At 59.0% G+C, this 14,411-nt stretch carries 13 protein-coding genes; 7 read left to right on the top strand and 6 right to left on the bottom strand.

Features of this window, described 5'->3' with window-relative positions:
• Positions 1 to 5 precede the first annotated feature (5 nt).
• Genes GO007_RS07545 through GO007_RS07555 form a run of 3 tightly spaced genes read left to right on the top strand, consistent with a single transcriptional unit; the run spans position 6 to position 2,585 of the window.
• Positions 6 to 932, top strand: coding sequence for an amino acid ABC transporter permease (locus tag GO007_RS07545; protein ID WP_095097604.1), 927 nt, complete (start codon positions 6 to 8; stop codon positions 930 to 932).
• Complete coding sequence (locus tag GO007_RS07550; protein WP_095097607.1) at positions 916 to 1,695, top strand: amino acid ABC transporter ATP-binding protein; 780 nt, start codon at positions 916 to 918, stop codon at positions 1,693 to 1,695. Before GO007_RS07545 ends, GO007_RS07550 begins: the two co-directional genes overlap by 17 nt.
• Before the next feature lie 20 nt (positions 1,696 to 1,715).
• Positions 1,716 to 2,585: a transporter substrate-binding domain-containing protein gene (locus GO007_RS07555; protein ID WP_095097610.1), complete on the top strand. Its 870-nt coding sequence runs from the start codon at positions 1,716 to 1,718 to the stop codon at positions 2,583 to 2,585.
• Positions 2,586 to 2,650: 65 nt separating this feature from the next.
• On the opposite strand, the gene GO007_RS07560 is transcribed toward GO007_RS07555, so the two are convergent.
• Complete coding sequence (locus GO007_RS07560) at positions 2,651 to 3,961, bottom strand: MFS transporter (protein ID WP_095097613.1); 1,311 nt, start codon at positions 3,959 to 3,961, stop codon at positions 2,651 to 2,653.
• Between the two features lie 201 nt (positions 3,962 to 4,162).
• Positions 4,163 to 5,359 (bottom strand): L-talarate/galactarate dehydratase, encoded by a 1,197-nt coding sequence (locus GO007_RS07565; RefSeq protein WP_095097616.1) that lies wholly within the window; start codon positions 5,357 to 5,359, stop codon positions 4,163 to 4,165.
• A 304-nt stretch (positions 5,360 to 5,663) separates the two neighbouring features.
• Here GO007_RS07565 and GO007_RS07570 point away from each other — a divergent pair, with 304 nt between their 5' ends.
• The 3 genes from GO007_RS07570 (at position 5,664) to pptA (ending at position 7,659) form a co-directional block, all read left to right on the top strand.
• On the top strand, positions 5,664 to 6,668 hold the full coding sequence (locus tag GO007_RS07570) for a LacI family DNA-binding transcriptional regulator (protein ID WP_095097619.1): 1,005 nt from the start codon (positions 5,664 to 5,666) through the stop codon (positions 6,666 to 6,668).
• A 77-nt stretch (positions 6,669 to 6,745) separates the two neighbouring features.
• A complete protein-coding gene (locus GO007_RS07575) occupies positions 6,746 to 7,363 on the top strand; it encodes a glutathione S-transferase family protein (RefSeq protein WP_095097622.1) in 618 nt (205 codons plus the stop codon).
• A 68-nt stretch (positions 7,364 to 7,431) separates the two neighbouring features.
• Complete coding sequence (gene pptA, locus GO007_RS07580) at positions 7,432 to 7,659, top strand: tautomerase PptA (protein WP_095097625.1); 228 nt, start codon at positions 7,432 to 7,434, stop codon at positions 7,657 to 7,659.
• 127 nt (positions 7,660 to 7,786) lie between these two features.
• On the opposite strand, the gene GO007_RS07585 is transcribed toward pptA, so the two are convergent.
• The 3 genes from GO007_RS07585 to GO007_RS07595 are packed head-to-tail and all read right to left on the bottom strand — an operon-like array spanning position 7,787 to position 12,425.
• A complete protein-coding gene (locus GO007_RS07585; RefSeq protein WP_095097628.1) occupies positions 7,787 to 9,403 on the bottom strand; it encodes a carbohydrate porin in 1,617 nt (538 codons plus the stop codon).
• Between the two features lie 42 nt (positions 9,404 to 9,445).
• Positions 9,446 to 10,828, bottom strand: coding sequence for an MFS transporter (locus GO007_RS07590; protein WP_095097631.1), 1,383 nt, complete (start codon positions 10,826 to 10,828; stop codon positions 9,446 to 9,448).
• Positions 10,829 to 10,853: 25 nt separating this feature from the next.
• Positions 10,854 to 12,425 (bottom strand): alpha-L-rhamnosidase-related protein, encoded by a 1,572-nt coding sequence (locus GO007_RS07595; RefSeq protein ID WP_095097634.1) that lies wholly within the window; start codon positions 12,423 to 12,425, stop codon positions 10,854 to 10,856.
• A gap of 203 nt (positions 12,426 to 12,628) precedes the next feature.
• On the opposite strand from GO007_RS07595, the gene GO007_RS07600 reads away from it, so the two are divergent.
• The gene (locus tag GO007_RS07600) at positions 12,629 to 13,453 is read left to right on the top strand and encodes a helix-turn-helix domain-containing protein (protein ID WP_095098138.1); all 825 of its coding nucleotides are present in this window, start codon (positions 12,629 to 12,631) and stop codon (positions 13,451 to 13,453) included.
• A 205-nt stretch (positions 13,454 to 13,658) separates the two neighbouring features.
• On the opposite strand, the gene GO007_RS07610 is transcribed toward GO007_RS07600, so the two are convergent.
• On the bottom strand, positions 13,659 to 14,240 hold the full coding sequence (locus GO007_RS07610) for a flavin reductase family protein (RefSeq protein WP_095097637.1): 582 nt from the start codon (positions 14,238 to 14,240) through the stop codon (positions 13,659 to 13,661).
• Positions 14,241 to 14,411: the final 171 nt, after the last annotated feature.

Raw genomic sequence — 14,411 nt, forward strand, 5'->3', positions numbered from 1 at the left:
CAACGATGAAAACATCAGAAACGATAAAAGTTATCCCGGCGCGCTATCCGCTGCGCGCCGTCGGCGCGGTGCTGGCGCTGCTGGTACTGGCCGTCGTCGTGCAGTCGGTGGCCTTTAACCCGCGCTGGGAGTGGGCGGTCTTCGCGCGCTGGTTCTTTGACCCGGTGATCCTTGAAGGGCTCGGGCAAACGCTGCTGCTGACCCTGCTCGGCACCGTGCTGAGCGTGATTTTCGGCGGCCTGCTGGCGCTGGCCCGGCTCTCCTCTTCATGGCTGCTGAGCAGCCTTTCCTGGGGATATATCTGGCTGTTCCGCTCGCTGCCGCTGATCGTGGTCCTGATTATTCTCTACAACTTCTCCTATCTGTACGACACGCTGTCGCTCGGCATTCCGTTTACCGGCATCAGCTGGGGCAGCTATCAAACCATCAACGTGCTGGGGCAGTTTTCCACGGCGGTGGTCGGGCTGACGCTGGTGCAGAGCGCCTACACCGCTGAAATTATTCGCGGCGGCTTCCTCGGCGTCGATCACGGTCAGTATGAAGCGGCGGCGGCGCTCGGCCTGCCGGCGTGGCGGCGGACGCTGCGCATTATTCTGCCGCAGGCGCTGCGCACCATTTTACCCTCCGGCTTCAATGAAATTATCAGCCTCGCCAAAGGGACGGCGATGGTCTACGTCCTGGCGATGCCGGAGCTGTTTTACACCATCCAGATGATTTACAACCGCACCCAGGAAGTGATCCCCCTGCTGATGGTCGGGGCGGTGTGGTACCTGGCGATCACCAGCGTACTGTCGCTGATCCAATATCTGGTCGAACGCGCTCTGGCGCGCAGCGAGCGCCGCTCGGCGGTGAACAGCCCGCGCCGCAGCCGCCTTGCCGAACCGTCTCGTTCATCGCAGCCGCAGGAGCCCGTCCATGCCCAACTCTCATAACGGCCATATCTCGATTACCGGCGTCAGCAAATATTTTGGTCGCCATAAGGCGCTGGACGATGTCTCTCTTGAGATCGCGCCCGGCACGGTAACGGTGATCCTCGGCCCTTCCGGATCGGGAAAATCCACCCTGCTGCGCGCCATTAACCATCTGGAGCGGGTTGATGAAGGCTTTATCCAAATCGATGGCGACTATATCGGCTATCGCCGCCAGGGCGACAGGCTGTACGAACTGAAGGAAAAAGAGATCCTCCGCCAGCGCGTGAACGTCGGCTACGTATTTCAAAACTTCAACCTGTTCCCACACCTGACGGTGCTGGAAAATCTGATTGAGGCGCCGATTGCCCACAAGCGGGCCAGCCGCAAGGAGGCCATCGAGCAGGCCTACGATCTGCTCGATGTGGTGGGGCTGCGCAACAAAGCCGACGCCTGGTCGCGGCATCTTTCCGGCGGTCAGCAGCAGCGCATTGCCATCGCGCGGGCGCTGGCCCTCAAGCCGAGGGTTATTCTGTTTGACGAACCGACCTCGGCGCTGGACCCGGAGCTGGTGGGCGAAGTGCTTGACGTTATCAAGAAGCTGGCGCGTTCCGGCACCACGCTGGTGGTGGTGACGCATGAGATTGGTTTTGCCCGCGAGGTCGCCGACCAGGTGGTCTTTATGGTCGATGGCAAAATCATTGAACAGGGCAGCAGCGATGAGGTCCTTAACCATCCGCAGCATCAGCGTACGCGGCAATTTTTATCGAAGGTGCTTCCGGCATGAGAAAAGGACTTTTGGCGTTAATGATCGGCATTATCCCGGCGGGGGCGCAGGCGGAAATTGACCTGCGGGCCAACGAGCAGCCGCTTCCGGTGACGGTGGACAAGCAGGCGATTGCGCAGATCCCGGCGAACTATCGCTTCGTTGAACCCGGGACGCTGACGGTGGCTATCTCGGCGCTGAATTCACCGCCGCTGGCGCTGCTGGCGAGCGATAACCGCACGCGTATCGGCAGCGATCCGGATATCGCCCGCCTGCTGGCCGGCAGCCTTGGGCTCAAGCTCCGGCTGGTGCCGACGGCGTGGGAGGACTGGCCGCTGGGCATCACCTCCGGGCGTTATGACGTCGCGCTGGTCAATATCGCGGTGACCGAACAGCGCAAGCAGAAATTCGATTTCGCCACCTACCGCGTCGATTCGCTGGCCTTTTCCGTCAAATCGACCAGCCCGATAGCCAGGGTGAGCGGCGCGGCGGATCTTGCCGGACGCAAGGTGATCGTCGGTTCCGGCACCAATCAGGAGCGTATTCTGCTGGGCTGGAACGCCGAGAACGAAGCGGCGGGGCGCCAGCCGGCGCTGCCGGTGTACCTGACCGATGACGCCTCCGGTAATCTCTATATTCAGTCCGGACGCGCCGATGTGTTCTTTGGCCCGCAGTCGGTGGCGGCCTATAAAGCGGCGCTGACCGGCACGACCAAAGTCGTGGGCCTGGGACCGAAAAAAGCCTGGGTTGCCACCACCACCAAAAAGGGCAGCGGCCTGGTTTACGCGCTGCAGGCGGCGCTCGACGGGGCGATAGCCCGCGGCGAGTACCAGCAGGTGCTGGCGCGCTGGGGAGAACAGGGGGAGGCGGTGACGCAGTCGGTGGTCAATCCGCCGGGGATCGCCTACTAAAAAGCCGCTGTTTCGCAGGAGTGTGTTGCGAAACAGCGGGGGCGAAGTCTCGCCAGGTGCAATAATCAGGCAGCGCGAGGCGTCAGATTGATGCGATCCAGCGGCCCGACAATAAACAGATAGGAGAGCAGGCCGAGTACGCCCATCGAGCCGACGTACAGAATGGCGTAATCAAAGGAGTGGGTATTAGCAATAATGATACCAATGACCAGCGGGGTGATGATGCTTGCGAGATTACCGCACATATTGAAGACCCCGCCGGCGATGCCCAGCATCTCTTTCGGCGACGTATCGCTGAGGATACACCAGCCGAGATTGCCAAAGCCTTTTGCAAAGAAGGCCAGGCTCATAGCGGCGATAACCACCACCTCAGAAGCGGTATAGTTAGCGATAACGATGACGCAGGAGAGCAGCATGCCGCAGATCACCGGTATCTTGCGGGCAGTGGTCAGACTATAGCCGCGCTTAAGGAGCCAGTCGGAAAACAGCCCTCCGAGCAGGCCGCCGATAAACCCGGCAATCGCCGGAATACTGGCGACAAAACCGACTTTCAGTATCGACATCCCCTTCGCCTGGTAGAGGTAGGTCGGGAACCATGTCAGGAAGAACCAGGTAATCGAGGTGACGCAGAACTGGCCGATATAGACGCCGATCATCATGCGGTTTACGCACACGCTTTTGATCTGCGCGAGGGTTAATTTGTGCTGCGTTTTTTGGCTGCCTAATTCCGGTTCGCCGCCGCCCTCGCGAATATATTCAAGCTCCTGCTGGTTTATTTTCGGATGATGCAAAGGGTCCTTGACCTTAATCAGCCAAAATATCCCCAGGACCACCCCGATGGCGCCAATATAATAGAAGACATAATGCCAGCTTAAATTATGCAGGATGATGGTCATTAGCGGCGTGATAATACCCAGGGAGATATACTGCGCCGCCTGATATACCGAGGTGACAAACCCGCGCTCTTTATTCGGGAACCACTGCACGCTGAGGCGGCTGTTGGCGGGGAAGGCCGGGGCTTCTATCGCGCCCATCATCAGACGCAGAATAACCAGCACCACCAGCGGGCTGGCAAACAGAAAGATCGTCCCCTGGAACATAGTCACTACCGACCAGCCGATCAGCGCGCAGCCATATACCAGCCGCGAACCGTATTTATCCAGCAGCCAGCCGCCGGGAATTTGCATTATCACATAAGAAATACCAAAGACGGAAAAAGCCAGACCCATAGCTTCCGGGTCGAATCCTAGTTCCTTACTCATAATCGGTGCGACGACCGATAGCGTCGCGCGGTCGGCATAATTAAATACGGTAGCCAAAAAAAGAAATAATAAGATGCCGTAACGCACGTTGCTGCGTTTTATTGGTGTATTCACTTTTCAACTCCATTGCAGGGTTGGGTATGTGGGTACAGCGAGTCAGGGGCGGGAGGGGCGACAAGGGTGTTCCCGCCGGTCGTTAATAACATATCCCCGGTCATGAGCTGACCGGACTACGGGATGGTGGAGGAATCGATTATCCGCCAGCCCGGACCCGGCGCGTTCGCTCCCGGTCCGGGAAAATAGCCTGCACAAGCATCAGGGGCGTTTGCCAAACTCGCAGCTGTGCTGGGTCCAGCGGCGCGCCTGTTCACTCAGGGTGAAGCCCAGCCCGTGGCGTTCAGAAATCCACATCCGCCCGTCGCGCAGCTCAAGCTGTTCATTAAACAGCGGGTTCAGCCACTCGAAGTGCTCCAGCCACGGCTCTAGCGGGTAGGCGGCGGCGAGGTGCAGATGCACTTCCATCGCAAAATGCGGGGCCAGCTTGCGGCCATGCTTCGCCGCCAGATCCATAATCTTCAGGAAGGGGGAGATACCGCCGACGCGCGGGGCGTCCGGCTGCACGAAGTCGCAGGCGTTGCCGAGGATAAGCTGTTCGTGTTCACGGAAGCTGGTCAGCATCTCGCCGGTAGCAATCGGCGTATCCAGCGCGGCGGCCAGCTGCGCGTGGCCTTCGATATCGTAAGCGTCGAGCGGCTCCTCAATCCAGATCAGGTTAAACTGTTCCATTTTACGCCCCATGCGAATGGCGGTTTCCCGGTCCCACTGCTGGTTGGCGTCAACCATCAGCGGGAAATCCGGGCCCAGCGCTTCACGCACCGCCGTCAGGCGACGGATATCCTCGGCGGTGTTCGGTTGGCCCACCTTCAGCTTGATCCCGCCGATTCCGTTTTCCCGCGAGATGGCGACGTTTTTCAGCACCTGATCCAGCGGCGTATGCAGGAAGCCGCCGGAAGTGTTGTAGCACTGTACCGAATCGCGATGGGAGCCGAGCAGCTTCGCCAGCGGCAGCCCGGCGCGTTTGGCTTTCATATCCCACAGCGCAATATCAAGAGGGGAGATGGCCTGTACCGCCATGCCGCTGCGCCCTACGGAAGCGCCCGCCCACAGCAGTTTGGTGTAGATCTTGTCGATATCATTCGGGTCCTCGCCGAGCAGGTTATCGGCAATCTCTTTGGCATGGGCATAGATCCCCTGACCCCCCGCGCGTTTGGAATAGCTAAAGCCTACCCCTTCGATACCGTCGCGGGAGCGGATTTCAGCGATAATAATCGCGACTTCGGTCAGTGGCTTTTGCCGCCCGGTGAGGACTTTGGCATCGCTGACCGGCGTGGCCAGGGGGAGAAAGGCCAGGGAGAGCTTAACGTGCTCAATGCGGTCGCCGGTTTCGGCGGCGGTTTTCACGCCGGTGGTTTTGGCGTAGGTCACGGAGCTGGAATTGGCGCTGGCGGTCATGGCAAGTTCCTTATAGGTTATAAAATGTTTGCGCTAACATTTTTAAATCAGCTTTGGTTTTTATGCCACAGGACTGCCTTTAATTTGTACAAATGATCACAACTTTAGGTTATTAAGGGTAAAATTATGGAGGCGACATCACGATCCAAAAGAGTTTGTGAAATAGCACAATTATCAATGATAGCGATAACATTTTATCTCTCAGGTTATTGATTCTCATGCGGATGCGCGGGCGGGCGCTGGCAATTGGCCGGGCCATCATCAATAATGCTCGCTGGGAACGACTCAACACAGGGGCTTAGTCGTGAAAAGCAGAAAACCGACGCGCGTGCCGACGCTGGATGATGTTGCCCGCACGGCGGGGTTATCATCCATGACGGTCAGTCGGGCATTGAACACGCCGCAGCTGGTGCGTCCGGCAACGGTGGAAAAGGTGCTACATGCGGTGCAGGCCACGGGCTACATTCCCAATGCGCTGGCCGGCGGACTGGCTTCACGACGCAGCCGGCTGATTGCCGTGGTGGTACCGCAAATCAACAACAATATGTTTGTCGACACCATCCAGGCTCTGAGCGATACCCTTGCGGCGCGCGGCTATCATATGCTGCTGTGCGTGGCGGGCTACAGTCGGGAAACCGAAGCGGAGCTGGTGGCAACCTTGCTCTCCCGTCGCCCGGATGGCGTAGTGCTGACCGGAATTCAGCATGCCCCGGCATTAAAGAAAACTATCCTCAACGCCGCGATCCCGGTGGTGGAAATTTGGGACCTGACCCCGACGCCGCTGGATATGCTGGTGGGCTTTTCACATGAAAAAGTTGGCGAGACGATAGGCGAGTTTTTGCTGCAAAAGGGCTACCGGCGCCCGGGACTATTATGGGCAGGGGACGCGCGAGCAGCGCTGCGTAAGCAGGGGCTGTGCGCCCGGCTGGTCAAAAATGGTATTCGCGATGTGCCTCAGGTGGAAGTGCCGCTTCCGGCCTCGCTGGCGCTGGGGCGCAGCGGCCTGGCCCAGCTGCTTGGCGCTGGCGAGTACGATATTATCGTATGCAGTTCCGATACCCTGGCGCAGGGGGCGATAATGGAGGCCGAAAGTCGTGGCCTGCGCGTGCCGAAGGATTTAGCGGTGATGGGCTTTGGCGATCTGGATTTTGCCGCCAGCAACCGACCGGCGATTACGACCGTGAGCGTCGATCGCCATGCGATTGGCAAACGCGCGGCAACCCTCCTCGCCGACCGCATTGAAGGCGTTGGGGAAGGGAACGCGATTGTGGATCTGGGCTATCATTTGCTGGAGCGAGAGTCGGCGTAGCACGCCGTTAAATAGCGTGCTGCCTGCTTATTTTCCCGGCTTTTACCCGACGCAGACGTTTACCGTGGAGGCTGAGCATGATTACCGTCTATGGCGTACCGGGCTGGGGGTCGGCAATCAGCGAGCTGATGCTGACGCTGGCCGAAATCCCGTACCATTTTGTTAACGTTGAAGGTTTTGATAAACCCGGACCCCAGCGCGACAGCCTGATGCAGATAAACCCGCTGTGTCAGGTACCCACCTTTAAGCTGGCGGACGGCAGCGTGATGAGCGAATCCGCGGCGATGGCCTTAACGATCCTCGACCAGCGGCCGGATCTCGCGCCAGAGCCCGGGACGCCGCAGCGCCACCGGTTCCAGCACCTGCTGATTTGGCTGGTCGCCAACGTCTATCCCACCTTCACCTATGCGGATTACCCCGAGCGCTGGACGGCGGATGCCCCGCAGCAGCTGCGGGAAAACTGCGTGAACTATCGCAAGTCGCTCTACCTGTGGCTGGAGCAGCAGCTTGCCGCTGCTCCCTATGCGCTGGGCGCGCAGATCGGCCTGCTGGACTGTTATATCGCGGTTATGTGTTGCTGGGGGCCGCGGCGGGAATGGTTCGAAGCGCACACGCCGAAATTTGTCGCCGTCGCGGATGCCGTATATCGACGTTCTGAGCTGGAACAGGTGTTGCGGCGCAACGAGCTGATTTAAGGCACAAAATGAAAACCGACGCGCCCGGGCTGTGGTAGTTTTATCGTTCTGACAATAAGGAGTCCGCTATGCCGCATGTTGATATTAAGTGTTTTCCCCGCGAGCTGAATGATGAGCAAAAAGCGGCGCTGGCCGCCGATATCGCCGCCGTACTGGTGCAGCACCTGAACAGTAAGGACAGCTCGGTGAGCGTGGCTCTCAAGCAGGTTGACCCGAGCGACTGGCAGCAGGTGTGGGACAGCGAAATCGCCCCGCAGATGGAGCAGCTGATTAAAAAGCCCGGTTATAGCATGTAGCGGCTTCGGGCTGCCGGAGGAGGCGCTTTGCGCCCGTCCGGGCTACAAAAGCCGGCGGTCTTTGTAGCCCGGACAAGGCGTCGCCCCAGCAGAAGAACGGTTCGGTGCCTTATCCTGGGCTCCCCCCTTAGAACCAGATCTCGGTTTGCACGCCGAAGTTCCAGTTGCCGCCGGCGGTAAAGCCTTTGCTGCCGAAATCATCGTTAATGGCGTAGCGATCCAGCGCCTTATCCCAGTTCATCCACGTAACGAAGAATCGAATCTCCGGCCGCGCTTTAATATCAAACACATCGCCCACCTTAAACGTCGGGGCGAAGGTCAGCTTATAAAAATCGCCGCTCACCGCCTGATACTGATGGACATCGTCGTTGTAGCGATAGGTTCGCCCGTTGGGGTTCAGGTCCATATACTGCCAGGACGCTTCGTACAGGAGCGCGAAATTGCGGGTGATGCCTTGAGAAAGCCGCAGGTTGAAGGTCGCCCAATCGTAGCGGTCGCCATCGCGATAGCGGCTTTCGCTATGCTGGGCGATAACTGACGGGGCCAGCTCCCAGTTTTTGCCCAGCGGCAGAATACCCCAGGAGGCAAAACGCAGGGATTTGGCGTTCTCGGTTAAATCCCCGTCGCTGCCCGGCTGGCGCGCCTCGGCGCCTAAACCGCCGCCATACTGCAGCGCGCTCTCCGAAACGCCCGGCGCCAGGCCATAAAACCCCTGCTTATCGCGATAGGCCAGCATCGCGTAGTAGCCGTTCTTCGCCGTGTTGTCGCTACGCAGAGCGTAGCTGCCGGTGGTGGAGGTGTTATCCTTCAGCGAATCGTTGCCCTGAGCGGTCATCGCGGTAGTCATCAGCTGCCAGTTGTGCCAGAAGTGGTTGGCCGTGAACATCAGGTTCTGAATATCGTTATCTTCATAATTGTCGCTACCCAGATCGCCAAAGTTGCGCGCATAGACCGAATAATCACCGCGCAGATTGCTGCCCCAGCTGACGTCGTTGATGCCGCCGCCGGTACCGCCGAGGAACATAATGTCGCTGTCGGTAAAGTGGATATCGAAATTGTCGCGATCGAAACGCTTGCCCGCCCAGATTGAGGCGTGCTTAAAGGGCCCGGAAAAATCGGCAAAGTTGCCCATTTCGACGTATAGCTGCCGCACGTTCAGATGGTGGCTGTCGTTATCCTGTACCCACGGGTCCGGGTTGGTGGCGCCATCGGCGAGCATGGTTTTGAAGTGCGCCCACGAACCGTCGCTAAAGGTCATTTTCTTGCCAAAGCTGAGCTCCACGTAGTTATCCTTCTCGTTGCCGAGACGGCCGACGTGGGCATCGCCGTTGAGCGAGCTGGCCGGAGAGATCCCCGGGCCGCCGCGGGCGCCTTTGCCGTGGCTATCTACCAGCATGCCGGAACGGGCGTAGGCGTTAAACTCAAAGCCGTCGCCGGGAGAGGTTTTCGCCAGCTGGCTGCTGAGATGCTGGTTCGTGGCCTGCTGTTTTTGCTCGCTGGCGGCGGTCCGCTGGCTGAGGGCCTGCACCTGTTTCTCCGCCGCCGCCGCGCGCTGTTCCGCGGCAGTGGTTCGCTGTTCCGACAGCTGCGCGCGGCGGTTGGCGTCACCCGCTTCCTGCTCCGCATGATTGAGCCGGGCTTCGAGCTGCGCCAGCCGTTGTTCGATAGTCAGCGGCGCTGCACTGATGCCGTAGGCCGAAAAAAGGGCGCAGCAAACCGCTGCGCTAATCACAGAGATACGCATAAGAATCCTTATTTCTTTCAGAGGTAAAGAGGTGAGGACGCCTTACATGGCGTGATGTTCTCCGCAGGCCGACGGGCTTTCCGGCGGCGCGCGGCGGCCGGCGTCAAGATCGGCGCGGATCTGCTCGTAATCATCGTCGAGGCGATAGAAGCGGCCGATCCACAGCATCGAGGCGACAATCAGCAGCGCCGGAATATAGAGATAGCAGGCTTTAATCGCCAGCATCGCGCTCTCGCTCTGCGCCTGATTGGCGACATAGCCGCCCGAAGAGAGCAGCACGCCGGTAATCGCGCCCGCGCCGGCCATAGCAACTTTGCCGAAGAAGCCGTTGATTGAGGTTAAAATCCCCGCGGTGTTGATGCCGGTTTTCCACACGCCGTAATCCACCGGATCTGCCTGCATGGAGAAGTAAATGGCGGTACGCTGGCCCGCGCCAAGGGACAGCACAATCGCCCCGGCAATCAGCCCCCAGCTATTGACGCCGGCGGCCATCATCATGCCCATGCCGACAAGGTTAATGGCGCTGGCAATCAGGTAGACGTGGCGCTTTTTCATCCGGCTGGCGAGTAGCGGCACGGTGAGGGTGCCCAGCAGCGGAACGAAGGTGGAGATCCCGGCGACAATGGCCGTCAGATCGTTATTGCCAACGTAGTAGTGGAAGAAGTAAACCAGCGCGCCGGTCTGGAAGAAGAACGCCCCCCACATCAGGAAGATATTGCTGGCGAACACCCACCACGGACGGTTGGCGCGCAGGCTGACCCAGGCGCGTTTCAAGGTCATTCGCTCCTGGGTAATGCTGATGTTCTCTTTAACGTTACGGAAACTCACCAGCAGGAAGAACGTCGCAATTACGCCGAAAATGACCGCGGTGTAGAAGAAGCCGTGGGCCTGGCTGCCCTTGCCCAGCGCGCCAACCAGCGGCAGAGTCGCAACGGCGACAATCGTTGCGCCGAGGGAGCCCAGCAGAATTCGCACCGCCGAGAGGGTGGTCCGTTCACGCGAATCGCTGGTCAGAAACGGCAGCATCGCGCAGAACGGGATGTTGACCAGGGTATAGAGAAACGACAGGCACAGGTAGGTGATGAAGGCGTAAAGCAGCTTGCCGGTAGTACCGAAATCCGGCACATAGAAGGCCAGAATGCACAGCAGCCCGAAAGGTACCGCCCCAAGCAGCAGATACGGACGGCAGCGCCCCCAGCGGGTGGTGGTGTTATCAATCACCAGCCCCATCAGCACGTCGGCGACGCCGTCCACCAGGCGGGTAACGAGGAACATCAGGCCGACATAGTAGGCGGGAAGGCCCATCACGTCGGTGTAAAAGAACATCAGATACAGAGAGATAAGCTGCCACACGAGGTTGCAGGAGAGGTCGGCGATGCCATAGCCAAGGCGCTGCCGCCACCGGGTAAAGGTTGTTTCTGCCATAAAATATGCTCGCTTATTGTTGTTGTTAAAGTCCGTACTGGCGAATAAACCAGGCCGGGGTACAGCTCCACGCATGGCAGTAACTGTTTATCAGCGTGCTGCCATAAGGGGAAAAGTCAGGATGCGCCGGGTCAAAAATCTCCCAAAAGGTATCGGCGCCGTAATCGACCATCGCGCCCCAGTAGGCTTTGATCTCCGCGACGGCCTCATCGCGTAGCCCGCACTGCAGCAGAGCGGCGACAAAGTGGTGGCGCAGGTAGGGCGTATTCATGGCGATAGCCGGGGGATTTTGTTGCAAATTACGCATGACTTCCCGGCGCTGCCCGGCGCTGCCGGTTTCCGCCAGCACCAGCCAGATCTGCGAGGCCCAGGAAACCTGTCGCCCGGCGCCGCTAACGTAAAAACCCAGCTCCGGGTCCCAAAGCTCGCGCTGGGCCGCTGCTTTTAGCGCCTGCAGGCGCGCGCTGAGCGTGGGGGCCAGCTCGGGTTCAAAACGCCCGGCCAGCCAGATCGCGCGCTGCAGACAGTAAATCAGCACCCCCTGCGCCGCGGCCTGTTTATTCAACGACTCCTGCCAGTCGATAAATACCCACCAGTCGTCGCTATCGCGCACCAGGCCGGCCTCATCGCAGCGGGTCAGCGCCAGCTCAACCTGGCGGCGCGCCGTTGGCCACAGCTGCAAAGCGGTGGCGCTATCGCCGGTGCTTTGCAGATAGCTGTAGAGAACATCGACGAAAAACAGCGAGTAATCAAAGAGAAAAGTATCGTCGGCGATGACATCAGGCTGGACGAACACGTTGGCGGAGACCATGCCGTCTTCCCGGGTATGGCCGGCAAAGAGGTACAGACAGCGGCGAACCAGATCGTGGCGGGTGAAGGTGACGTCGTTAACCAGCGCCTGCAGGCGCAAATCGCCAAGCCACAGGCGGCGGTCCCGTTTAGGTCCGTCTTCAAAAACCTCCTGCATACAGTTTTTCAAGGTCAGTACCGAGACCCGGTCGATAGCCTGCAGCTGCGGGTCCGCCGTGGTACCGGGCAGGCAGGTTTCGCTCGCAGAGGTAACGGCATTCAGCCGAATGTGCCCAATCCGCAGGCGGAATTTCTGCGACACGGCCTTAACCTCCACCTTCAGGTAGCGAAAACAGTAGCGGCGGGGCAGGTTAACCTCTGCGGGCAGCACATCGAGCCATACGTCCTGCTGCTGCAGCCAGCTGCTGCTCAGCCAGCCCTGATATTCGCTGAATGGCTCACAGACTTCGCTGAGGGTTTCACCGAAGGTAAAGTGCAGGTGGGCCGGGGCATCCGGCGGGCTGCCGACGCCAGAGCAGGCGAAATGCAGGTAGCCGACGTAGTGGCTGCCGAAATCAATAATAAAGCTGTCGCCGCTGGTCAGATCGCGCTGATATAGCGCCTCGGGCGTGCTGACCGGCCGCGCCCGCCAACCAAAGATGGCCTGCGGATCGGCGCTAGCAGCGATAACCGCCGCCGGTGCGTGAGTCCGGCTGCTGAGCGTCGGCCTGAGGCTCTCGGCGGTGCGTAAAAAATCCTCGTGGCGGGTCATCGTGACCCCGGAGTTGTGCTGAATAGCCTGTGACATACTGCGTCCTCTACGTTTATTTATCCGCAGCATAAGACGCCGTAACCCACGCCAACCACTCTGGCAATGCCAACGCACCGGTGGAAATGGCACTGATGGTGGGATGGGCTGGTTGGCGATCACAATTCCATAAATCTGGCTCGTGGGCGCCGGTAAAATGCATTATCGTGCCACTGCGCCGTATGCCGTTTTGGACTTCGCTAATGATGACACTGACCGTTGAGTATTATTTCGCCCATCCCCAGGACAAGCTGGCGATGTACGCCAGCGACCCCGAAGATAACAGCCATGAACATAGCCACGAGTTTGCCGAACTGGTCATTGTCGAGCAGGGACATGGTTTACACGTTATTAATGGCCGGCCGCTCTATATTCAGCAGGGGGACGTTTTTTACGTGCAACCGGGCGACGTTCATTATTATGACGAGCTCGGGACGCTCAAGTTAATCAACGTGCTGATTAACCCTTCAGTTGAATTTAATTATTTGCAGAATCTCGATGCGTTATTAAGCAAATTCTCCGCACAGCAGGCTTCCTGCTACGGCTGGCTGGCCCCCGATACCCGCCATATCTGTAAGGGGCTGGTTGAGAAGATATTCTCGGCTGATTTTCAGCGTAGTGAAAACAGCGCTCTGCGCGAGGCCGCCTTTTTTCAGCTGGCGACGACGATATTGCATGCCGAAAGCGAAGCGGAATATAGCAATACTAAATATAAATTACATAAATTACTCACCTGGCTGCAGGACCACTGTTTTGAAGAGCATAACTGGCAGGTGCTGGCCGATAAATTTCATCTGACCACGCGCACTGCCTTCCGCCATATTAAAGAGGCGACCGGTTTAACCCCGGATAATTATATAAAACGCCTGCGTCTGGTCTCTGCGAGGGTAAAACTACGCGAAACCGATATGACTATTACCGAAGTGGCCTATTTATGCGGCTTCGCGAACAGCAACCACTTTACCACCCTTTATAAAAAGGTCTTTGGCTTGACCCCCAGCGAGGACCGGCGCCGGCTGCAGCGCTGAGGCCGCCGCCAGGCGCTCGCTTAGCGTCAAACCGGAGCGTGCGCCGAGCATAAAACAGCCCCAACCGCGAACCGTATCCGCCGGGTGCATCAGGCAGCGGTTGATGGCCGCCGGTTGCGCCTCACTTAGCAGCAGGTGAGCGATCCCCGCCATGCGTTTCACAATGCCCTGCGCGCCCTCAACCAGCCTGCCGTGAGCAGCGGGATTACTCTTCCGGCGTGTTCGCCCGGACGTGCCGGCCGCTGGCGACAAAGTTGCCGGTGCCGAGATGATGCAGCGTATTGAGCTTATCATCGTCGAACTGCCAGCGTCCGGTGACGAAAACCCGCTCATCGGCGGCGGCGGAAACCACTTCGCCGAACAGGGTATCGTACTGCTCCTGGGCGGCGGTGGGCGGCAGCAGCCGACACTCCATCCATGCCAGACACTTTTCTTCAATTAACGGCAGGCCGAGCTCCGGACCGTTAACCACCGGAATGCCGTAGGCGTTGAATTTATCCTCATCGCGTCCGCTGATGCTGCCGACCGCGTAGGTCCAGCTGGCGGCAGCCACGCCCGGCACCACGATGCCGAAGGTCCCGTTGCGCTCGACGATCTCCCGCGTCCAGGCGCTCTTATCGACCACGATGGCGACGCGGGGCGGCGCGAACTCCACCGGCATCGACCATGCGGCGGCCATCACGTTGCGGCGCCCGGATTGAGCGTCGTAGCTGGTTATCAGAATGGTGGGGCCGTGATTGAGCAGGCGACTAGCGTACTGAAGTTCGACGTGGCGAAAGCGGCTCATATGCGTTCCTTGGTAAATGGGTCTGATGCCAGACAACAAGTTAAGCCGCAATGAAAATGTAATCAATACGTCATCCAGGCTCCCTATAGTTGGCGGCACTAAGTCCCAAAGAGGATAACAACATGTTAGCTCCCCTGTATTTATCGCAGGTGGGCGCGGCCCGGCGGGTTT

This window comes from Klebsiella sp. 10-1, from assembly GCF_009758445.1.
Lineage (GTDB): Bacteria > Pseudomonadota > Gammaproteobacteria > Enterobacterales > Enterobacteriaceae > Klebsiella > Klebsiella scottii.

Coding starts and splice junctions, on each gene's coding strand:
- GO007_RS07555 (WP_095097610.1), top strand. CDS start 1,716: ATGATCGGCATTATCCCGGCGGGGGCGCAGGCGGAAATTGACCTGCGG.
- GO007_RS07550 (WP_095097607.1), top strand. CDS start 916: ATGCCCAACTCTCATAACGGCCATATCTCGATTACCGGCGTCAGCAAA.
- GO007_RS07575 (WP_095097622.1), top strand. CDS start 6,746: ATGATTACCGTCTATGGCGTACCGGGCTGGGGGTCGGCAATCAGCGAG.
- GO007_RS07600 (WP_095098138.1), top strand. CDS start 12,629: ATGATGACACTGACCGTTGAGTATTATTTCGCCCATCCCCAGGACAAG.
- GO007_RS07595 (WP_095097634.1), bottom strand. CDS start 12,425: ATGTCACAGGCTATTCAGCACAACTCCGGGGTCACGATGACCCGCCAC.
- GO007_RS07590 (WP_095097631.1), bottom strand. CDS start 10,828: ATGGCAGAAACAACCTTTACCCGGTGGCGGCAGCGCCTTGGCTATGGC.
- GO007_RS07565 (WP_095097616.1), bottom strand. CDS start 5,359: ATGACCGCCAGCGCCAATTCCAGCTCCGTGACCTACGCCAAAACCACC.
- GO007_RS07610 (WP_095097637.1), bottom strand. CDS start 14,240: ATGAGCCGCTTTCGCCACGTCGAACTTCAGTACGCTAGTCGCCTGCTC.
- GO007_RS07585 (WP_095097628.1), bottom strand. CDS start 9,403: ATGCGTATCTCTGTGATTAGCGCAGCGGTTTGCTGCGCCCTTTTTTCG.
- pptA (WP_095097625.1), top strand. CDS start 7,432: ATGCCGCATGTTGATATTAAGTGTTTTCCCCGCGAGCTGAATGATGAG.
- GO007_RS07545 (WP_095097604.1), top strand. CDS start 6: ATGAAAACATCAGAAACGATAAAAGTTATCCCGGCGCGCTATCCGCTG.